The following is a 20206-nucleotide window of genomic DNA, read 5'->3' on the forward strand; positions in this document are numbered from 1 at the left end:
TTTCGTGCCGGCGGACCGGCTACGCGCGAGTGGGCAGCTCGAACCAGACGACCTTGCCCGTGGACAGCCGTGTCGCGCCCCAGCGTCTGGCGAGCCGGTTCACCAGGAACAGGCCGCGGCCGCCCTCGTCGGTGTCCCGCGCCCGGCGCTGTCTGGGCAGCTGGGGCGAGTCGTCGCCGACCTCGCAGCGCAGTACGTCGGTGCGCAGCAGCCGTAGCGTCACCGGCCGCTCCGCGTACCGCACCGCGTTGGTGACGACCTCGCTGACCAGCAGCTCCACCGAGTCGGACAGCTCCTCCAGCCCCCAGCGGGCCAGGGCCCGCCGGGCGAGGCGGCGGGCGCGGCCCGGGGCGGCGTCCTCCGGCTCGAGGAACCAGTAGGCGACGTCGCTCGGCGCGATCCCGTCGAAGCGGGCCGCGAGCAGGGCGATGTCGTCGTCGCGGTCGCCGGGGCCGAGCATGTCGAGCACGTCGTCGCAGAGGGCCTCCAGCGGCGGCGAGTGGTCGGGGCCGGTGAGCTGCGCGGTGTCGGCGAGCCGTTCCCGCAGCTGCTCGATGCCCGTCCACACGTCGCGCAGCCGGGACTCGACCAGCCCGTCGGTGTAGAGCAGCAGCGTCGCTCCGGCCGGGGCGTCGAGCTCCACGGCCTCGAAGTCGACGCCGCCGACGCCGATGGGCGCGCCGGGCGGCACCCGCAGCACCTCGGCCCGCCCGCCCAGGTGCAGCAGGATGGGCGGCGGGTGTCCGGCGTTGGCGATGGTGATCCGGTGCGAGACCGGGTCGTAGACCGCGTAGAGGCAGGTGGCCATGCGGTCCGTGCCGAGACGCTGGGCCTGCTCGTCCAGGTGGTGCAGGACCTCCTGCGGCGGCAGGTCGAGGCCGGCCAGTGTCTGGGCGGTCGTCCGGAGCTGGCCCATGATCGCGGCGGAGGTCATGGAGTGGCCCATGACGTCGCCGACGACGAGCGCGACCCGGCTGCCGGGCAGCGGGATCGCGTCGTACCAGTCGCCGCCGACGCGGGCCGTCTCCGCCGCCGGGAGGTAGCGGGAGGCAAGCCGTACGCCGGTGGGCTGGGGCAGCGAGTCGGGCAGCATGGTGCGCTGCAGTTCGTCGGCGATGTACGCCTCGCGGCCGTACAGCACCGCCTTGTCGATGCCGAGCGCCGTGTGCGTGGCCAGCTGGGCGGCGACCAGGAGGTCGTTCGGCTCGAAGGCGGGCCGGTCGGGGCGGCGCAGGAAGACCGCCGCGCCGATGACCCGCCGGCGGCCGCGGAGCGGGGCGAGTATCGCGCGGTGGCCGCTGGGCACGGAACGTCCGTCGCCGAGCAGCTCGGGCAGTGCGGCGCGGGCCGCCGCCGAGTCGCCGAAGACCGGCCGCACCCCGCGCAGCACCTCGGAGAGCGCCCCGCCGGAGCGGACCTCGCACAGTTCGGCGGCCGGAACGGTGTCGCTCCCCGCGTCCAGCAGCGGCAGAGCCCCGGCGACGGCCTGGTCCCCGTCCTCCGCGTTTAAACGCAGCCGGTCGGTACGGCGCAGGCGCAGTACGAACGGGGAGACGGGGCGTTCGTCGCCCACCGGCAGCGGGTCCCGGAGGTAGACCAGGATCGCGTCGGAGAACGTCGGCACGGTGGCCCGGCACAGGCCGAGGACGATCTCGTCGAGGTCGATGCCGCGGGCGATCCGCCGCGTGGCCGCCCCCACGAACCGCAGCCGGTCGCCCTCGCGTCTCGCGGTGCCGGCGATGTCCTGGGCCTGCAACTGCGCCGGGTGCACCTGCGGCTGTGGCTGGGGTTTCGGCGGCGGGCCTGCGGGCGCGGGGGAGCCCCCGGCCGCCTGCGCCCGCGGCCGGGTGCGTTCCTGGGACCGGGCAGCCAGCGGCTGTCGGCCTTCGTGGGAGGTGGGATGCTCCGTCACGCGTGGGATTCCGTCCATCCGGGCCGGTGGTGCGATGCAATCGCCTCGTGGGGCGGTATACCCGCTCTGGGGGTGACATCGACAGGGTGGCGGGCTTCCGGCACAGCTCAACCCCCTGTTGTGACTGACTCGTGTCCCGTCCGAGACGCTGCGCGACCGGACGCTGTGTGACTGCTCGATGACTCTGCGGTCGGGCCCTGTGCTCCTGCTCCCTCGTACGGCGCAGCCTTGCGGACGACGATCCTACGTTTGACCCCAGGGGGCGCATCAAGAGTCTCACGAGGTCGTATACGCCGGAGCGCGTTCCCGTCGGGAACCGGCCACAGTGCTCGGATCAGGCCGCCTGCCGCGCCGGAAGGCGGTCCCAGTCGGCCGGCAGGGCCGGCACCGGCCACGCCGGGTCCGGCCGCCAGAGCTCCCAGCCGTCGCGGAACGGCGTCCCCCAGGACCGGATCACCTCGACCGCCGCCCGGCCCGCCTCCCGCACTCCGCGTGCGGTGCGCGCGTCCATCAGACCGACCCGCTGGGCCTGGTCGAACTCGTCCTCGTCCCGCCACAGCCAACTGCGGTCCGGATAGACGGAGATGTCGAGGTAGTGGTCCTCCGAGTCGACGCCGCCCGACCAACGGGTGCGCGGCTCCTCGAGGTTGACGTACCAGCTGCGGAACTGCCAGCCGTGCTCCCAGAAGAGCCACACCGACCAGGGCAGCCCGGGCTGCGCCAGCTTCAGGACGCCGTTGCCGGTCCAGCGGGCGCGGGCGGTGGTGCGCGGCGCCGTGTAGCGGGTGGCCAGCGGCTCCTCGTGGACCGGGGTGCCGTCGGCGAGCAGCGGCTTCACGCACTCGGTGCCGGGGGCCATCCACACGGCGAGCAGGTCGTCCGTGTCCTGGACGACCGTCACGGGCCGGCAGATGTGGAAAGCGCGGCCCGCCGCACCGGGCGCATGGCCGCGGTAGCGCCAGAGGATGTGGTCCCCCGGCTCCCAGCGTGAGCTGCGCTGTGCGTCGGTCGTGCGCTGGTCCGTCCTGCCCGCGTCGTGTGCCGGGCCTCCCGTGCCTGTCATGAGCAGATCTTAGGAGTACGCAACGGACCGCGCAGCGGTGCGTGTCACGGGCCGTGTCGCGGGACGTGCCGCCGGCCGTGCCACGCGGCCGGTCTCACGGGTGGGTCATGCGCAGCACGTCGAGCGCCTCGTCGAGCTGCTCCAGCGTCAGCTCCCCGCGCTCCACATAGCCGGATTCGAGCACCACCTCGCGGATCGTCCGGCGCTCGGCGAGCGACTTCTTGGCGACCTTCGCCGCCTCCTCGTAGCCGATGTACTTGTTGAGCGGGGTGACGACCGAGGGGGAGGACTCCGCGTACTCCCGGGCCCGTTCGACATCGGCGGTGATGCCGTCGACGGTGCGGTCGGCCAGCAGCCGGGCGGCGTTCGCCAGCAGCCGGACCGATTCCAGCAGGTTCTTGGCCATCACCGGCAGCATCACGTTGAGCTCGAAGTTCCCGGCCGCGCCGGCCGCCGCGACGGTGGCGTCGTTGCCGGTGACCTGGGCGGCGACCATCAGCACCGCCTCGGGGATCACCGGGTTCACCTTGCCCGGCATGATCGAGGAGCCGGGCTGGAGGTCGGGCAGGGCGATCTCGGCGAGGCCGGTGCGCGGGCCGGAGGCCATCCAGCGCAGATCGTTGCAGATCTTGGTGAGCGAGACCGCGACCGTACGGAGCTGGCCGGAGGTCTCCACCAGCCCGTCCCGTGCCCCCTGCGCCTCGAAGTGGTCGCGGGCCTCCGTCAGCGGCAGCCCGGTCGTCCGGGCCACCTCGGCGATGACGGCGGCGGAGAAGCCGGGCGGGGTGTTGATGCCGGTGCCGACGGCCGTGCCGCCCAGCGGCAGTTCGGCGAGGCGCGGCAGTGACACCGTCAACCGCTCGATCCCGTAGCGGATCTGCGCCGCGTAGCCGCCGAACTCCTGGCCCAGGGTGACGGGCGTGGCGTCCATCAGATGCGTACGGCCCGCCTTGACGACCGCCGCGAACGCGGTGGCCTTGCGCTCCAGCGAGCCGGCCAGGTGGTCCAGCGCCGGGATCAGGTCGCGGGTGACGGCCGCGGTCGCCGCGATGTGGATGGAGGAGGGGAAGACGTCGTTGGACGACTGGGAGGCGTTCACATGGTCGTTGGGGTGGACGTCACGGCCCAGCCGCTCGGTGGCGAGCGTCGCGAGGACCTCGTTGGTGTTCATGTTGGACGAGGTCCCCGAGCCGGTCTGGAAGACGTCCACCGGGAAGTGCTCGTCCCAGCGGCCCTCCGCGACCTCCGCCGCGGCGTCGGCGATCGCACCGGCGATGTCCGCGTCCAGCACGCCGAGTTCGGCGTTGACCTGCGCGGCCGCGGCCTTGATACGGGCGAGCGCCTCGATGTGCGCACGCTCCAGACGCTGCCCGGACACGGGGAAGTTCTCCACCGCCCGCTGGGTCTGCGCCCGCCACTTGGCGTGGGCGGGGACCCGCACCTCGCCCATGGAGTCGTGCTCGGTCCGGTAGCCGCTCGCATCGCTCACGTTCTTCAACCTCCCGTAAAAGTTGAGCACTTGTCTTGTTCCGCGTATTCCCAGTCGGCCTACCTGCCAGTAAAAACCGTGGGTAACCCCACTTCCAGGAGGCGCGATGAAGCGCACCAGGTACAGATTCCGCCGGGCCGTCACGGTTGGTGCCGTGGCCGCCGCCACGGCACTGGGAACCCTGACGGCCACCGCCCCCGCCGGAGCGGCAGAGGCCGACGACACGCGGTCGGTGTCCTCCGTACCGCTCACCGCGGAGCTGGAGGCCGTCCGGGCAGCGGAGGCGACCGCACTCTACGGAAGCCCCGAGGAACGGCCGCTGGATCAGCGTAAGACCGGCCTGATCTCGCTCGGCGACAGCGAGATCTCCGGCGAGGGCACCGGCACCTACGAGCCGCCCACCAACGGGCCCGACAACTGGTGCCACCGGTCGCCCGACGCCGCCGTCCACCGCACCGGAATCCCCGCGGACGTCACCTACAACGTGTCCTGCTCCGGTGCGTCCACCGCCAACATCCGCATCGGCGGCAGCAAGCAGTACGCCGACGAGCCGGTCCAGAGCGACAGCCTGGCGATCAAGGCCCGCAACACCCGGATCAAGATGGTCCTGCTCGTCGCCGGCGCCAACGACGACCTCCAGTTCGGTCCCGTCATGACCGACTGCGTCACCCGCTACATCCTGGTCCAGGGCCCCTGCGAGCCCAAGTACGCCCCCGGCTGGCAGGCCCGCGTCGACGGCCTCGTCCCCAAGGTCGAGCAGACCGTGCGCGACCTGCGCACCGTGATGCGGGACGCCGGCTACCGGGACGGCGACTACAAGATGGTCGTCATGGGCTACCCCAGCCCCATCGGCCCCGACTTCCGCGACAACCCGAACTTCCCCGGCAAGCTGATCTGCGGCGGGCTGGGCTACGACTCCGACACCGTATGGGGCCGCGACAGCGCCGTCCCCGCCTTCGAACGCGGCATGCGTGAGGCCGCACGCGCCACGGGGGCGGTCTACCTGGACAACTCCCGCCTGTTCCACGGCCACGAGGTCTGCCACCAGGACCCCTGGGCCCGCGGGCTCTACATCGACCTCTCCAAGCCCGGCCTGCCGGACGAGAACTCCGTCCGCCAGTCCTTCCACCCCAACATCCGCGGCCACGCGGCCTTCGCCTCGTGCCTGACCCAGCTCTACAACTCCCCGGCCCGCGAGGCGAGCTGCGCGGACGTCAACTCCACGGGCAGGCCCCTGCTGGTCCCGTACGCCTGGGACGACGCCTACCGACCCTTGCGCAACGAGGCGACCGGCGACTGCCTGGACGTCCACGGCGCCGGCAGCGCCAACGGCACGGGCGTGCTCGGCTGGGACTGCCACGGCGGCCGCAACCAGGGCTGGTGGCACGACTCCGCCCGCGGCACCGTCCACACGGAGCTGTCCCAGGACCGCTGCCTGGACGTGCCCGACAGCAACTACCGGGCGGGCACGGCCCTGATCGTGTGGGACTGCCACGGCGGCCCCAACCAGAAGTTCGTCCGCGACGGCGCCACGATCCGGCCCGCGTCCGCGACGGGGGTCTGCCTTACCCACGGCGCGGCGAACGAGCCGGTCCGGCTCCGTAGCTGCGACGGCTCGGCGAACCAGCGCTTCGCCTGACCCCGGGAGCACGGCGCCGCGGACGACGCTACGCGTCGGACGCGGTGCCGTTGTTTCCGGCGTCGGGGCTGACGAAGGAGCCCTTGCCTCGCACTGTGACACGCCTGGTGGGTGACCACGGAGGTCGCCGACGCCGTCAGTGTCTCCCTGCTCGCCCGCGCTCTGGCGAACGCGTTCGGGTGGCCGGGGGAGGAGCGGTGACCGGCGAGGTGGTGCCCGAGCCCGCATTCCGGTCACCCCGTTGCATCGTCGGCCGTCACGACCGCCGCCGCGATCACGTGCCTGGCGACAGCGGCGTACCCGGGGTGCGGCACCTGGTGTGCGACTGCCCCTGCCACGCTCCGGTCCTGGTCGCGCCCGACAGGTGCCCTTGACCCTCCGCTGCCGCCGCTGTGCCGAAGCTGATCCCGCACCGCGCGATCAACTTGTCCGGGCGCAGGCCGAATCCTTTCGGCGGGCCCGTGCCTCCTATATGCGCCGACAAAACATCGGGACGGGATTCAGGAGGTCTTCGTGATCGTAGGTATCGCCATCGCCGCCGGAGCCGTGCTGCTCTGCACGTGCAGCTACTTCGCCCTGCGCAAGCGAAAGCAAGCCCGTGGCTGAGAGCGACGTGAAGAGGGGGCTTGGGCGATGCCGTACGAGAACAGGGCCTTTGAGCTGAGCGGTCGTTTGCGGGATCGTGGCCGTCCGCGCCAGAGACGCAAGGGAGGCACCCTGGATGGCGGGGACCACGGGGGATCCGGCTGACACCGGGGAAACCCCACCACCCGACCCCAAAGCCCCTGGGGTACTGCGCGCCTTTGCCCGACATTTCGGCCCGGCCTACAGGTTGACGCTCCACGGCACCGCCTGGGCCACGCTGGCCGGGGCCGGCGTGCTGCTGCCAGCCTTCGCCGCCGCGTGGCCCGCGTTCGTCGAAATGCGGCAGGGCGCCGAGCTGGCCAGGCGGCAGGAGGACTCGTACACGCCCGACAACACCGAAGCGCTGCTGCTGGTCGCGGCCGGCGCCCTGCCCCTACTTCTGGGCCTTGCCGCGTTCTCGTTCGGCGTGCTGCACACGGCGCACGCCCTGGCCGTCACCCGTGTCCCGCCCGTCGAGGTGGGTGAGCTGTGGCGGCGAGCGCGGCGGCAGGCGGGACGGGCCGCGGCGGTTCAGGTCTGGCGCGGGCTGCTGCTGGGCGGACTGGTCCTTCCGGGGGCGCTGTTGTGGTCGCTGGCCGACGTGGTGCTGCCCTCGGCCGCACCGGTACTGGGGTACGTCCTGCTGGCGCTGCTGGTGCCCGCCGTGGTGGCGCTGCGCGTCGCCCTCGCCCTGGCACCGGCCGCCGCGGCCCTCGAGGGCCTGGGCGCGACCGCCGCCCTGCGGCGCTCCTGGATGCTGGTGCAGGGCGCGTGGTGGCGCGCCACCGCCTGTGTCACTGCGCTCGTGGCGTTGAATGCCGGCGCGTTCCTGGCTCTGCGGTACGCGATGGAGCCGGCGGACGGTGCGGCGCACGCCCTGGCGATGTGGGTCAGCTCGGGCAACACCTACTTTGCATACGCGGCGGCCCAACTGGCTCCCTCGGCCGTCGCGTTGCCACTGTGCGCGCTGTTGACACTGCCGTTCTCCCATACCGCACTGACCACGCTGTACGTGCGGCGCTGCGCCGAGCGGGGCCTTGGCGACGGGGCGGGTACCCGCGATGCGCAGCAGTCGAAGCACCACTCGTCGTCCTGACCGCCCAGACCCTCCGGACTGCCCCTGCTTGGACAGAACGCTCTTTCAGGGCCGGGGCCGGCTGTGACTTCCGCCTTCGGCCGGCGCTGTCTGCTCCGCCGTGCGGATCGACGAGCCGCCGACCGAAATACCGGGCTCCGCAATACCGGTCGGTTGACGCGAGGAATGCGGCTGCCCCGACGGCTCGGCCCCTCCCGCTGCTTGCGGGAGACGCCGAGCCGTTGTGTGCGGGCTACGCCAGGCCGGGGCCGCGCACCGGGATCGAGGTGAACGTCGGCGCCGGGGCCGGGTCCTGGAAGAAGTCGTTGCCCTTGTCGTCCACGACGATGAACGCCGGGAAGTCCTCGACCTCGATCTTCCAGACCGCCTCCATGCCGAGCTCCTCGTACTCGACGACCTCGACCTTCTTGATGCAGTCCTGCGCGAGCCGCGCCGCGGGGCCGCCGATCGAGCCGAGGTAGAAGCCGCCGTGCGTGCCGCACGCGTCGGTGACCTGCTTGGAGCGGTTGCCCTTGGCCAGCATGATCTTCGAGCCGCCGGCGGCCTGGAACTGCTCGACGTAGGAGTCCATCCGGCCGGCCGTCGTCGGGCCGAAGGAGCCGGACGCGTAACCCTCGGGGGTCTTCGCGGGACCGGCGTAGTAGACCGGGTGGTCCTTCAGGTACTGCGGCATCTCCTCGCCCGCGTCCAGCCGTTCCTTGATCTTCGCGTGCGCGATGTCGCGGGCGACGACCAGCGGGCCGGTCAGCGAGAGCCGGGTCTTGACGGGGTACTTGGACAGCTCCGCGAGCATCTCGTCCATCGGCCGGTTGAGGTCGACCCTGACGACGTCCCCGTCCTCGGCCAGGTGCTCGTCCGTGGTGTCCGGCAGGAAGCGCGCCGGGTCGGTCTCCAGCTGCTCCAGGAAGACGCCCTCCGCGGTGATCTTCGCGACGGCCTGGCGGTCGGCGGAGCAGGATACGGCGATCGCGACGGGCAGCGACGCGCCGTGGCGCGGCAGGCGCACCACGCGGACGTCGTGGCAGAAGTACTTGCCGCCGAACTGCGCGCCGATGCCGATCTTCTGCGTCAGCTCGAAGACCTTCTTCTCCAGCTCCTCGTCGCGGAAGCCGTGGCCGAGCTCCGAGCCCTCGGACGGCAGCTCGTCCAGGTAGTGCGCGGACGCGTACTTCGCGGTCTTCAGCGCGAACTCGGCGCTGGTGCCGCCGACGACGATCGCCAGATGGTACGGCGGGCAGGCGGCCGTGCCCAGCGAACGGATCTTCTCCTCCAGGAACTTCATCATGGAGGTCTCGTTGAGGACCGCCTTCGTCTCCTGGTAGAGGAAGGACTTGTTGGCGCTGCCGCCGCCCTTGGCCATGAAGAGGAACTTGTAGGCGCCGCCGTCGGTCGCGTACAGCTCGATCTGCGCCGGGAGGTTGGAGCCGGTGTTCTTCTCCTCCCACATGGTGACCGGGGCCATCTGCGAGTACCGCAGGTTCAGCTCGGTGTACGCGTCGTAGATGCCGCGCGACAGGGCTTCCTCGTCGCCGCCCTCGGTGAGCACGTTCTGCCCGCGCTTGCCCATGACGATCGCGGTGCCGGTGTCCTGGCACATCGGGAGCACGCCGGCGGCGGCGATGTTCGCGTTCTTCAGCAGGTCGAGGGCGACGAACTTGTCGTTGGAGGAGGCCTCCGGGTCGTCGATGATCCGCCGGAGCTGCGCGAGGTGGGCCGGGCGCAGGAAGTGCTGGATGTCGTGGATCGCCTCGGCGGCCAGCTTGCGCAGCGCCCCCGGCTCGACCTTGAGGAACGTACGGCCGTCGGCCTCGAAGGTGGAGACTCCTTCGGCGGTCACCAGGCGGTACGGCGTGGTGTCCTCTCCCAGGGGGAGCAGGTCGGAGTACGTGAACGCCGGGTTGGGAGGGCGGGAGACAGGGGACATTACGGCCATTCCTCACTCGACAGACGGCTGCGCCGCCTCCATTGGCGGCGCGCCCTCCAGCGTAGAACGACCGGAGAGTCCCGATCCTGTGAGGTAAGGCTCACTTCGAACCGGACAAGAAGGGCGGCACGGCCGTGAGCGACGGCGTGTGCCCCTAGTCGCGATCTATCGCGTTTCGCTAGTGTGGTGCCGTGGACCTCGACAAGCATGATTCAGCGGACCCGGACCGCGGACAGTCCAAGAAGCCGTCCGCCCCGCCGGCCACGGCCGGCGCCATCCGTGCCTCCGACGCCGACCGCGACCGGATCGCCGACATCCTCCGGGAGGCCCTGGCCGAGGGCAGGCTGGACGCCGAGGAGCACTCGGAGCGCATCGACGCCGTCTACCGCGCCAAGACCGTCGGCGAGCTGGCACCGATCGTGCGGGACCTGCCCGCCGCCGGCCGGCGTCCCGACAGCGCCGCCGCGCGGGCCTACGACGAGAGCGGCGATCCGGGCGGCCCGGCGGAGAACCTCGTCGCCGTCTTCTCCAGTTCGACGCGCAAGGGCCGTTGGCGGGTCGGCCGCAGGACGAACGCCTTCTCCCTCTTCGGCAACATCGAGATCGACCTCACCGAGGCGCTCTACGGCCAGCGGCTCTCCGTGATCAACGCGACCGCGATCTTCGGCAACGTCGAGGTGCGGGTCCCCGAGAACATCTCGCTGCGCGGCAGCGGGACCGGCATCTTCGGGAACTTCGAGGTCGTGACGCTGGAGGCCGCCGATCCCGAGGCGCCGGTGGTCGTGGTCAACGGCTACACGGTTTTCGGCAATGTCGAGGCGAAGCCCAAGCGCGGCCGGCGCATCTCCGATCTCCACGACCGCATGCGCAAGCACCTGGGCTGACGGGACCGGGGGCGGGAGGCGGCCGCGCACGGGCGCGGCCGCACGAGGGGCGCTTTCGCGCCGCGGGCGCCGATCCGCAAGTCCGTGCGTCGGAACTCAGTGCCACTCAGTGCATAGGCGTGCACACAGCGGGTAGGGACTGGGGCATCGTCTCTCGCTCGCGAATCCCGTCGTCAGGAGTAGACCGTGCTGCAACTGCCGCATCAGTCCCTGCAGGTCGCCGCCGTGCCGCACCAGCGCAATCCTGCCCGGGAGGACGAGGCGGGCCCCTGGCATGCGGAGGCGGTGTGCCGCCGTGACGAGGCGGGCCTGTTCTTCGCCCCGTCCAAGGAGCCCACGGCCGAACGGCTGGCGCGGGAGGAGTCGGCGAAGCGGGTCTGCGCCCGCTGCCCGGTGATGGTGGAGTGCCGGGAGCACGCACTGCTCCAGCCCGAGCCGTACGGCGTGTGGGGCGGCCTCACGGCGGCCGAGCGCCGCGTGGCGCTGGCCCGTCGCAGGCGGCGCGACGCCGACCTGAAGAAGCCGGCGTCGGCGGCCTGATTCGATCCCGACCGTACGGAAAGGGGCGCCCCCGCACAAGGGCGCCCCTTCCTTGTGCCTGCCGGCTCCGTGAGCCGCCTACTGCGCGCGGTCGAAGTCGATCTGGCTGTACGCGCGGAGCTTGGACAGCCGGTGCGTCGAGTCGATCTGACGGATCGTGCCGGACTTGGAGCGCATCACCAGGGACTGCGTGGTCGCCGTCTCCGCGCGGTAGCGGACGCCGCGCAGCAGCTCGCCGTCCGTGATGCCGGTGGCGACGAAGAAGACGTTCTCCCCGGAGACCAGGTCGTTCGTGCTCAGGACGCGGTCCAGGTCGTGACCCGCGTCGATCGCGCGCTGCCGCTCGTCGTCGTCCTTCGGCCACAGCTTGCCCTGGATCACGCCGCCGAGGCACTTGATGGCGCAGGCCGAGATGATGCCCTCGGGCGTGCCGCCGATGCCCAGCAGCAGGTCGACGCCGGTGCCTTCCTTGACGGCCATGATCGAGCCGGCGACGTCACCGTCCGAGATGAACCTGATCCGCGCGCCGGTCTCCCGGATCTCCTTGACGATCCCCTCGTGGCGCGGGCGGTCGAGGATGACGACCGTGACGTCGTCGGGGGACGAGTGCTTCGCCTTGGCGACCCGCCGGATGTTGACGGAGACGGGCGCGTTGATGTCGACGTAGTCGGCGGCCTCCGGGCCGGTGACCAGCTTGTCCATGTAGAACACGGCGGACGGGTCGAACATGGTGCCGCGGTCGGCGGCGGCCAGCACGGCGATGGCGTTGGGCATGCCCTTGGCCGCCAGGGTCGTGCCGTCGATCGGGTCGACGGCGATGTCGCACTCGGCGCCGGTCCCGTCGCCGATCCGCTCGCCGTTGAACAGCATCGGGGCCTCGTCCTTCTCGCCCTCACCGATGACGACGACGCCGTTCATCGAGACGGTGGAGACGAGGGTCCGCATGGCCTTGACCGCGGCGCCGTCGGCGCCGTTCTTCTCGCCGCGCCCGACCCAGCGGCCGGCGGCCATGGCGGCGGCCTCGGTGACCCGCACGAGCTCCAGGGCGAGGTTGCGGTCGGGGGCCTCGGGAGAGACCTCGAGCGGGGACGGCAGATGATTCTCGGTCATCGGAGCGCACCTTTCTGTACGACGACGGCCGTAAGTAAAGAGGGTGGGGCGACTCTATCGGTACGTCGACAAAATGAGCAGAGGGGGCCACGTCTGAGCACATCTACCGGATGCGAATATGGGGGGCGTGGCAGGTATGCGAGGCAAGCAGACGATCCGTGGCATGTTCCAGTCCATGGCGGTGATCGGCGTGGTCGTGGCGGGCATCTACATGCTCGTTCCGCACGACGAGCACAAGGACCCGATCAAGGCCGTCGACTACCGCGTCGAGCTCGTGACGGCGCAGCGGGCAGCACCGTACCCGGTCGCGGCGCCCGAGGGGCTGGGCGCGGAGTGGCGGGCGACGTCGGTCACCTTCGAGCGGGCGAAGGCCTATGCCTGGCACCTCGGCTTCCTCGACCCCGACAACGAGTACGTGGCGGTCGAGCAGTCCACGGCCGGGTCCCCGGAGAAGTACGTCCGCGAGGTCACCCGCGACGCCGTGAAGACGGACCGGACGCGGCAGGTGGACGGCGAGACGTGGCAGTACTGGGAGGGCCCCAAGTACGACGCCCTCGTGCTGAGCGCCGACGGGGCGACGACGGTCGTGATGGGCACGGCGAAGCAGGACCGGCTGGCCGAGATGGCCGCCGCGCTGACGTCCGAGGGCGTGGACGGCGCGGGTGAGGGCGCGGCGGGCACCCCGTCGGCGAAGCCCTCCGCCGGTTCCTGACCCACGGCTGCGCGGCTTACGACGGAAGGCCGCCGCGCCCTGACGGGTGCGGCGGCCTTCCGGTGTCTGCTCTGTGTCTGCGCGCGGGGGCTCAGACGGTGGTGACGACGTCCTCGTACGACAGGCGCGGGGAGCGCGGGTACCACGCGTCCTCGCCCGGCTTGCCGATGTTGACGACCATCAGCGGCGTGTGGTCGTCGTCCAGGAACTCCTTCTGGACGCCCGCGAAGTCGAGTCCGGTCATCGGGCCGGCGGCGAGGCCGGCGGCGCGGACGCCGATGATGAAGTACGCGGCCTGGAGGGCGGCGTTCATCCCGGCGGCCTGCTCGCGGGCCGGGCGCTCGCTGAAGAAGGCGTCCTTGGCCTGCGGGAAGTGCGGGAACAGGACCGGGAGCTCCTCGTGGAACTCGTTGTCGGCGGCCAGGATCGCGACCAGCGGGGCGGCGGCGGTCTTGGCCTGGTTGCCCTCGGCCATGTGCGACACGAGACGCTGACGGGCCTCGGGGGAGCGGACCAGCACGACGCGCAGCGGCGTCTGGTTGAACGCCGTCGGACCGTACTTGACCAGGTCGTAGATCGCCTGGACCTGCTTGTCGGTCACCGGCTCGTCGGTGAACGTGTTGGCGGTGCGGGCCTCACGGAAGAGGAGGTCCTGGGCGGCGGGGTCAAGAACGAGCGACATCTGGGGCGTGCCTTCCGCGTCGGTTGAAAATGCCTTACGGGCGCTTCCAACCGCCCCCGAGTGCATTAAATTTCAACTACCTAGGGATTGTGGCGCAGCTCACGCCGCCGCCCGGGAAGGGCCGCTCTAGTCGTCGCCCGTCCCGTCCGCGCCCGGCTCCTCGGGCTTCGCGAGCGCGGCGTCGAGGCGGGCCCTGGCGCCCTCCAGCCAGTGGCGGCACACCTTCGCCAGCTCCTCGCCGCGCTCCCACAGCGCCAGCGACTCCTCGAGCGTCGTACCGCCCGCCTCCAGCCGGCGTACGACCTCGATCAGCTCGTCCCGCGCCTGCTCGTAACCGAGCGCGGCCTCTTCCGTCTTGGCAGCCATGCCATCCACCCTATGTATGAGATACGACAACGGAACCGCGGTGACCGTCCGGGGACGTCACTCGGCGACCCGTACCGGGAACTCGCCCTCCGCGACGCGCGCCCGCAGCGCGTCCCCGGCGCTCACCTCGTCCGGCGAGCGCACCACCGTGCCGTCGGCGCGCTGAAGCACCGCGTACCCCCGCTCCATCGTCGCCGCCGGCGACAGCGAGACGACCCGGGCCCGGGTGTGCGCCAGCTCCGAGTCGGCGCGGTCCAGCAGATGGCCCAGCACCCGCCTGCTGCGGGCGACCAGCGCGTCCACCTCGGCCTCGCGCTCGTCCACCATCCGCTGCGGGCGCTCCATGCACGGCCGGGCCAGCGCGTGCGCGAGACCGCGCTCCTCCCGGTCCAGCAGCCCCTGCACGGTGCGCAGCGCCCGGTCCCGGAGCTGCCGCACCCGGTCCAGCTCCTCGCCGACGTCCGGCACGACCTTCTTCGCCGCGTCCGTCGGCGTGGAGGCCCGCAGGTCGGCCACCAGGTCCAGCAGCGGGGCGTCGGGCTCGTGGCCGATCGCGGAGACGACCGGCGTCGTGCAGGCGGCCACCGCGCGGATCAGCTGCTCGTCGGAGAACGGCAGCAGGTCCTCCACGCTGCCGCCGCCGCGCGCCACGATGATCACGTCCACGTCGTCCAGTGCGTCCAGCTCCTTGACGGCCTGGACCACCTGCGTCACCGCGTGCACACCCTGCACGGCGGCGTTGCGGACCTCGAAACGCACGTGCGGCCACCGGCGGCGCGCGTTCTCCAGTACGTCCCGCTCGGCCGCCGACGCGCGCCCGCAGACCAGGCCGACCCGGTGCGGCAGGAACGGCAGCGCCCTCTTCCGCTCGGGCGCGAACAGGCCCTCCGCGCCGAGGGTCCGCTTCAACTGCTCCAGCCGCGCGAGCAGTTCACCGATGCCCACCGGCTTCATCTCGACCGCCCGCAGGGACAGCTGCCCCCGGGGCGCGTACCACTCCGGCTTGGCGTGCACGACGACGCGGGCGCCCTCGGACACCACGTCGGCGACGGCGTCGAAGACCTGCCGGAAGCAGGTGACGCTGACGGAGATGTCGTACGACGGGTCGCGCAGCGTCAGAAAGACGACACCGGCGCCCGGCCGCCGCGACAGCTGGGTGATCTGCCCCTCCACCCAGATCGCGCCGAGCCGGTCGATCCACCCGCCGATGAGCCGTGACACCTCGCCGACCGGCAGAGGGGATTCCGCGGACGTGTTGAGAGCCATAGGGGCGAGCGTATCGGCCGCCTCCGACAACCCCCGGCCGTTCGCGAAACGCTGCCCCCGGCCGGCTACCCGCCTCGCCGCCCTCGCCGCCCCCGCTGCACCGACAGCACGGCCAGCCCGACCGCCGGCCACACCGCGCCCACCACCTGCGCCGAGCCCGCCGCCTCCACGATCACCGCGATCAGCACGCACGCGCCCAGGACCGGAACCACCAGGTGGCGCAGCCAGTCCGGCGTGCCGTCCCCACGGCGCACCACGAACCAGCCGACCACGCTCGCGTGCAGCACCACGATCTCCATCGCGAGCACCGCGAAGCCGACCCGTGCCGCCGCCCGCACGCCCCACAGGTTCAGCAGCGTCGTCACGACGACCGCGAGCCCCGTCCACACCCACCGGTCGACCCCGGGGACCAGGGCCTCCATCGCGATCCCGGAGAAGAGATGGGCGACTGCCGGGATCAGCAGACAGTCGAGCATCGCCATCCACCCGGCGATGAAACCGGGCCCCTCGCCGAGCCCCTTGCGCGCATACGTGAACACCGAGCCGGCCAGCGGCGCGACCCGCACCATCTGTGCGTAGCTCGCCGCCGTGAAAGCCATGGCGACGGTGGCGACGACATAGACGAGGGCGACCGCCCCGCCCGACCTGGCGTCCAGCGTCCCGAACACGCCGACCGGTGCCATCGGGGCGATGAACAGCAGCCCGTAGACGACCAGATCGCGGAATCCGAGGGTGCGCCGCAGTCCGCCGTGGCCGGGGGCCGGATCGTGGCCGGTCACGGGCGCGGCGGCTCGCCTCATCACGTGCTCCCTCGCTCACCTGCCGGTCACGTGCCGCCCAGTCTGCGGGCCGCGGCCGACCAATCAGGTCCGCGACGCGGCCTTACGATGGGGGGCATGACTGCTACGCCTCCTGCCCGACGCGTCCTCCTCGCCGCCCCGCGCGGCTACTGCGCAGGTGTGGACCGTGCCGTGATCGCCGTCGAGAAGGCCCTCGAGCAGTACGGGTCGCCGATCTACGTACGCCACGAGATCGTCCACAACAAGTACGTCGTACAGACCCTCGAGAAGAAGGGCGCGATCTTCGTCGACGAGACGGCGGAGGTGCCCGAGGGGTCGATCGTGATGTTCTCCGCGCACGGCGTCGCGCCGACCGTGCACGAGGAGGCGGCACAGCGCAGGCTCGCGACCATCGACGCGACCTGCCCGCTGGTCACCAAGGTCCACAAGGAGGCCGTGCGGTTCGCCCAGGAGGACTACGACATCCTCCTGATCGGCCACGAGGGCCACGAAGAGGTCATCGGCACCTCCGGCGAGGCCCCCGAGCACATCACCCTGGTCGACGGCCCGGACGACGTGGCCAACGTGGAGGTCCGCAACCCCGACCGGGTCGTCTGGCTCTCCCAGACCACGCTCTCCGTCGACGAGACGATGGAGACCGTCGACGCGCTCAAGACGAAGTTCCCCGGCCTGGTCTCGCCGCCCAGCGACGACATCTGCTACGCCACGCAGAACCGTCAGATCGCCGTCAAGCAGATGGGCGCGGAGGCCGACCTCGTCATCGTCGTCGGCTCCAAGAACTCGTCCAACTCGGTCCGCCTCGTCGAGGTCGCCCTCGGCGCCGGCGCCAGGGACGCGCACCTGGTCGACTTCGCGGACGAGATCGAGGAGGCCTGGCTGGACGGCGTCTCCACCGTCGGCGTCACCTCGGGCGCGTCCGTGCCGGACGTGCTGGTCGAGGGGGTGCTGGAGTGGCTGTCGCAGCGCGGCTTCGAGGACGTCGAGATCGTGAAGGCGGCTGAGGAGTCGATCGTCTTCTCGCTGCCGAAGGAGCTCCGCCGCGACCTGCGCGCGGAGGCCGCCGAGCTGTCGAGTCGGCCGTCCGGGCAGTGACGCTCAGCTCCTCCCTCTAACGTTGTGTCCATGAACGTCTTCGGAGTGGACATCGGCGGATCCGGGATCAAGGGCGCTCCCGTGGATCTGGATCGCGGCGATCTGGCGCAGGAGCGCCACAAGGTCCTGACACCGCAACCGTCGACCCCGGACGCCGTCGCCGACGGCGTCGCGGAGGTCGTCGGTCACTTCGGCTGGACCGGCCCGGTCGGCATCACGTTCCCCGGCGTCGTCACCGGCGGCATCACCCGCACCGCGGCCAACGTGGACAAGGGCTGGGTCGACAGGGACGCCGCCTCGCTGCTCGGCGAACGCCTCGGCGGCCTGCCCGTCACGATCCTGAACGACGCGGACGCGGCGGGCGTCGCCGAGATGACGTTCGGCGCCGGCCGCGGCCGCAAGGGCACCGTCATCCTGCTGACCTTCGGCACGGGCATCGGCAGCGCCCTGTTCGTCGACGGCCGCCTGGTCCCCAACACCGAGCTGGGCCACCTGGAGCTGCACGGCCACGACGCGGAGAAGCGGGCGTCGACCAAGGCCAAGGATGACGAGGACCTCACCTGGCAGCACTGGGCGCGGCGGGTGCAGAAGTACCTGGCCCATGTGGAGATGCTGTTCTCGCCGGAGCTGTTCATCGTCGGCGGCGGGGTGAGCCGCAAGTCGGAGAAGTTCCTGCCCCTGATCGAGGGCGTGCGCGCGGAGATCGTCCCGGCCGAGCTGCAGAACAACGCGGGCATCGTCGGAGCGGCGATGGCGGCGGCGGGCCGGTAGGACGCGGGCCTGGGCCGGGCGGTAGGACATGGGCCGGGGGCGGCGGGGCCGGTGGTCAGCGATCAGGGGCAGGCAGTCTGCGGCGCGGGGTCCGGGAGTCAGCCGCGCCGGCCGGCGCCGCCCGTAGGCCCCCGGCGCCGGCGCCGCCCCATCGTCCGCACCTTCCGTACGCAGGTGATGACGCCGGCGACCAGCGTCCCGCCGTACAGCCACCCGGCGTGCACGGCGAGCGCCGTCACCACGGCCATCGTCTGACCGCCGAACCCGCCGCTGCCCCCGGAGATCGGCACGATCCCGACGGTGAACGCGATCGGCACGATGATCGGCGCACTGACCAGGTCGGCCTCGCGGACCCACAGCGCCGTGAGCGCGCTGACGGGCAGGAACAGCAGCCCGTAGACGATCGAGGAGCCGTCGAACAGCAGCTGGTCGAGGCCGCCGAGGACCAGCATCGTGGCGGCGCTGAACAGCCCCGCGCCGAGCCCGGTCAGCCGGGGGTTCGGCAGCCGGCGCAGCGCCAGCACCAGCGGGGGGACGGGCCGCGGGGGGCGGGCGGACACCGGGTAGACGGTGGCGTCGGCGAGCGTGCCGGGCGCCGGAAGAGGGGCCTGCGGCTGCTGCCGGGGCCGGGGGCGACCTGTCCTGTGCTGCTCCACCCGCACAACGTAGGTCGACAGGAGGGACGAAACCGGCACTAGACACGCCCTTTGGACGACCTTGGTGCTGCGTTCGACTCCGGGCGGCCGTCGCAGGGCCGCGCACGCCGCCCGTAAACTGGGGGATCGGCCCCACCTTCCCGGGCTGTGAGGGCCGCCCGCCGGTCCGCAACTCTCACACTCTCCACGTCAGGAAGTCGCCAACGTGTCGCTCACGATCGGAATCGTCGGTCTGCCGAATGTCGGCAAGTCGACCCTGTTCAACGCCCTGACCAAGAACGACGTGCTGGCGGCCAACTACCCGTTCGCCACCATCGAGCCGAACGTGGGCGTCGTCGGGGTCCCCGACCCCCGCCTCGCCGTCCTCGCGAAGATCTTCGGCTCGCAGCGCATCCTCCCCGCCACGGTCGACTTCGTCGACATCGCGGGCATCGTGCGCGGCGCGAGCGAGGGTGAGGGCCTGGGCAACAAGTTCCTGGCGAACATCCGCGAGTCGGACGCGATCTGCCAGGTCATCCGGGCCTTCAAGGACGAGAACGTCGTGCACGTCGACGGCAAGGTCTCGCCGAAGGACGACATCGAGACGATCAACACCGAGCTGATCCTCGCGGACCTGCAGACCATCGAGAAGGTCCTGCCGCGGCTGCAGAAGGAATCGCGCATCAAGAAGGACGTGGCCCCCAAGGTCGCGGCCGTCGAGGCGGCGCAGGAGATCCTCGAGAAGGGCGACACGCTCTTCACGCACGGCATCGTCCAGGGTTCGGAGAAGGCCGAGCTCCTCCACGACCTGCACCTGCTGACGACGAAGCCGTTCCTGTACGTCTTCAACGTCGACGAGGACGAGCTGACGGACGACGTCTTCAAGGACGAGCAGCGCGCCCTGGTCGCCCCCGCGGAGGCGATCTTCCTGAACGCCAAGCTGGAGGCCGACCTCGCCGAGCTGGACGAGGACGACGCCCTCGAACTCCTCCAGTCCGTCGGCGCCGAGGAGCCCGGCCTCGCCACCCTCGCCCACGTCGGATTCGCCACCCTCGGCCTCCAGACCTACCTGACGGCAGGCCCCAAGGAGACCCGCGCCTGGACCATCAAGAAGGGCGCGACGGCCCCCGAGGCGGCCGGCGTGATCCACACCGACTTCCAGAAGGGCTTCATCAAGGCCGAGGTCATCTCCTTCGCCGACCTGGTCGAAACCGGCTCGGTGGCCGAGGCCCGCGCCAAGGGCAAGGCCCGCATGGAGGGCAAGGACTACGTGATGCAGGACGGCGACGTGGTGGAGTTCCGCTTCAATGTTTAATTGAAGTTTCAATCAAAAATTCCCGCTCTGTAAAGGTGCAGGTCAAGAGGGGCCCGTCAATACAAGACGGGCCCTTTTGCGGCTCCGGCGAGGGTCGGACGGTGCAATGGGCGCTGGACGCTGCCCCAGAGGGCCGGATCGGAGCACCTGTCGGCACTTGTGGCCGCCCCCCGGGATGCTGTCCCGTGCTGGAATTCCGACCGCACGCGAACCCTTGAGGGTGGGCGGTTGTGGGGCCGTCGATCTTGTCGTGATCGGTTCATTTGCCAGAGCGGAGCGCTTGGTT

General features: G+C 71.4%; 17 protein-coding genes and 1 pseudogene. 8 read left to right on the forward strand and 10 right to left on the reverse strand.

Going from position 1 to position 20206, the window contains the following annotated elements:
- Positions 1 to 19: 19 nt before the first annotated feature.
- The 3 genes from ACWD01_RS06175 to ACWD01_RS06185 form a co-directional block, all read right to left on the reverse strand.
- The gene (locus tag ACWD01_RS06175) at positions 20 to 1912 is read right to left on the reverse strand and encodes a SpoIIE family protein phosphatase (RefSeq protein ID WP_451158600.1); all 1893 of its coding nucleotides are present in this window, start codon (positions 1910 to 1912) and stop codon (positions 20 to 22) included.
- Between the two features lie 334 nt (positions 1913 to 2246).
- Positions 2247 to 2975 carry a cytidylyl-2-hydroxypropylphosphonate hydrolase gene (gene fomD, locus ACWD01_RS06180; RefSeq protein ID WP_451158602.1) on the reverse strand — a complete coding sequence of 243 codons (729 nt, stop codon included), beginning with the start codon at positions 2973 to 2975 and terminating at the stop codon, positions 2247 to 2249.
- Positions 2976 to 3069: 94 nt separating this feature from the next.
- Positions 3070 to 4464 (reverse strand): class II fumarate hydratase, encoded by a 1395-nt coding sequence (locus tag ACWD01_RS06185; RefSeq protein ID WP_451158604.1) that lies wholly within the window; start codon positions 4462 to 4464, stop codon positions 3070 to 3072.
- 106 nt (positions 4465 to 4570) lie between these two features.
- On the opposite strand from ACWD01_RS06185, the gene ACWD01_RS06190 reads away from it, so the two are divergent.
- The gene (locus tag ACWD01_RS06190) at positions 4571 to 6103 is read left to right on the forward strand and encodes a ricin-type beta-trefoil lectin domain protein (RefSeq protein ID WP_451158606.1); all 1533 of its coding nucleotides are present in this window, start codon (positions 4571 to 4573) and stop codon (positions 6101 to 6103) included.
- Positions 6104 to 6980: 877 nt separating this feature from the next.
- A complete protein-coding gene (locus ACWD01_RS06195; RefSeq protein WP_451158608.1) occupies positions 6981 to 7823 on the forward strand; it encodes a hypothetical protein in 843 nt (280 codons plus the stop codon).
- A gap of 232 nt (positions 7824 to 8055) precedes the next feature.
- Here the strand turns inward: ACWD01_RS06195 and ACWD01_RS06200 are convergent, their stop codons facing one another.
- Positions 8056 to 9747: a fumarate hydratase gene (locus ACWD01_RS06200; protein ID WP_451158610.1), complete on the reverse strand. Its 1692-nt coding sequence runs from the start codon at positions 9745 to 9747 to the stop codon at positions 8056 to 8058.
- A 191-nt stretch (positions 9748 to 9938) separates the two neighbouring features.
- Here ACWD01_RS06200 and ACWD01_RS06205 point away from each other — a divergent pair, with 191 nt between their 5' ends.
- Positions 9939 to 10631, forward strand: coding sequence for a DUF1707 SHOCT-like domain-containing protein (locus tag ACWD01_RS06205; RefSeq protein ID WP_451158612.1), 693 nt, complete (start codon positions 9939 to 9941; stop codon positions 10629 to 10631).
- Between the two features lie 186 nt (positions 10632 to 10817).
- The gene (locus tag ACWD01_RS06210; RefSeq protein WP_451158614.1) at positions 10818 to 11171 is read left to right on the forward strand and encodes a WhiB family transcriptional regulator; all 354 of its coding nucleotides are present in this window, start codon (positions 10818 to 10820) and stop codon (positions 11169 to 11171) included.
- 78 nt (positions 11172 to 11249) lie between these two features.
- Here ACWD01_RS06210 and glpX read toward each other — a convergent pair whose 3' ends face one another.
- Complete coding sequence (glpX, locus tag ACWD01_RS06215) at positions 11250 to 12281, reverse strand: class II fructose-bisphosphatase (RefSeq protein WP_356892513.1); 1032 nt, start codon at positions 12279 to 12281, stop codon at positions 11250 to 11252.
- 118 nt (positions 12282 to 12399) lie between these two features.
- Between glpX and ACWD01_RS06220 the strand changes: the two genes are divergently transcribed.
- Positions 12400 to 12993: a DUF4245 domain-containing protein gene (locus tag ACWD01_RS06220; protein WP_451158616.1), complete on the forward strand. Its 594-nt coding sequence runs from the start codon at positions 12400 to 12402 to the stop codon at positions 12991 to 12993.
- Positions 12994 to 13084: 91 nt separating this feature from the next.
- Here ACWD01_RS06220 and ACWD01_RS06225 read toward each other — a convergent pair whose 3' ends face one another.
- From ACWD01_RS06225 to ACWD01_RS06240, 4 genes and pseudogenes are all read right to left on the reverse strand, one after another.
- A complete protein-coding gene (locus ACWD01_RS06225; RefSeq protein WP_451158618.1) occupies positions 13085 to 13675 on the reverse strand; it encodes a malonic semialdehyde reductase in 591 nt (196 codons plus the stop codon).
- A gap of 126 nt (positions 13676 to 13801) precedes the next feature.
- On the reverse strand, positions 13802 to 14041 hold the full coding sequence (locus ACWD01_RS06230; RefSeq protein WP_451158620.1) for an exodeoxyribonuclease VII small subunit: 240 nt from the start codon (positions 14039 to 14041) through the stop codon (positions 13802 to 13804).
- 57 nt (positions 14042 to 14098) lie between these two features.
- Positions 14099 to 15307, reverse strand: coding sequence for an exodeoxyribonuclease VII large subunit (xseA, locus tag ACWD01_RS06235; RefSeq protein WP_451158622.1), 1209 nt, complete (start codon positions 15305 to 15307; stop codon positions 14099 to 14101).
- A 212-nt stretch (positions 15308 to 15519) separates the two neighbouring features.
- Positions 15520 to 16107, reverse strand: a pseudogene (locus ACWD01_RS06240) (APC family permease); the annotation flags it as partial.
- Between the two features lie 87 nt (positions 16108 to 16194).
- On the opposite strand from ACWD01_RS06240, the gene ACWD01_RS06245 reads away from it, so the two are divergent.
- Both ACWD01_RS06245 and ppgK read left to right on the forward strand, forming a co-directional pair.
- The gene (locus ACWD01_RS06245) at positions 16195 to 17199 is read left to right on the forward strand and encodes a 4-hydroxy-3-methylbut-2-enyl diphosphate reductase (RefSeq protein WP_451158624.1); all 1005 of its coding nucleotides are present in this window, start codon (positions 16195 to 16197) and stop codon (positions 17197 to 17199) included.
- 30 nt (positions 17200 to 17229) lie between these two features.
- Positions 17230 to 17970 carry a polyphosphate--glucose phosphotransferase gene (ppgK, locus tag ACWD01_RS06250; protein WP_451158626.1) on the forward strand — a complete coding sequence of 247 codons (741 nt, stop codon included), beginning with the start codon at positions 17230 to 17232 and terminating at the stop codon, positions 17968 to 17970.
- A 98-nt stretch (positions 17971 to 18068) separates the two neighbouring features.
- On the opposite strand, the gene ACWD01_RS06255 is transcribed toward ppgK, so the two are convergent.
- Positions 18069 to 18626 (reverse strand): DUF6542 domain-containing protein, encoded by a 558-nt coding sequence (locus ACWD01_RS06255; RefSeq protein WP_451158628.1) that lies wholly within the window; start codon positions 18624 to 18626, stop codon positions 18069 to 18071.
- Between the two features lie 205 nt (positions 18627 to 18831).
- On the opposite strand from ACWD01_RS06255, the gene ychF reads away from it, so the two are divergent.
- The gene (gene ychF / locus ACWD01_RS06260; protein WP_451158630.1) at positions 18832 to 19920 is read left to right on the forward strand and encodes a redox-regulated ATPase YchF; all 1089 of its coding nucleotides are present in this window, start codon (positions 18832 to 18834) and stop codon (positions 19918 to 19920) included.
- The last annotated feature ends 286 nt before the right edge of the window (positions 19921 to 20206 follow it).

It is taken from the genome of Streptomyces sp. NPDC002835, assembly GCF_053591995.1.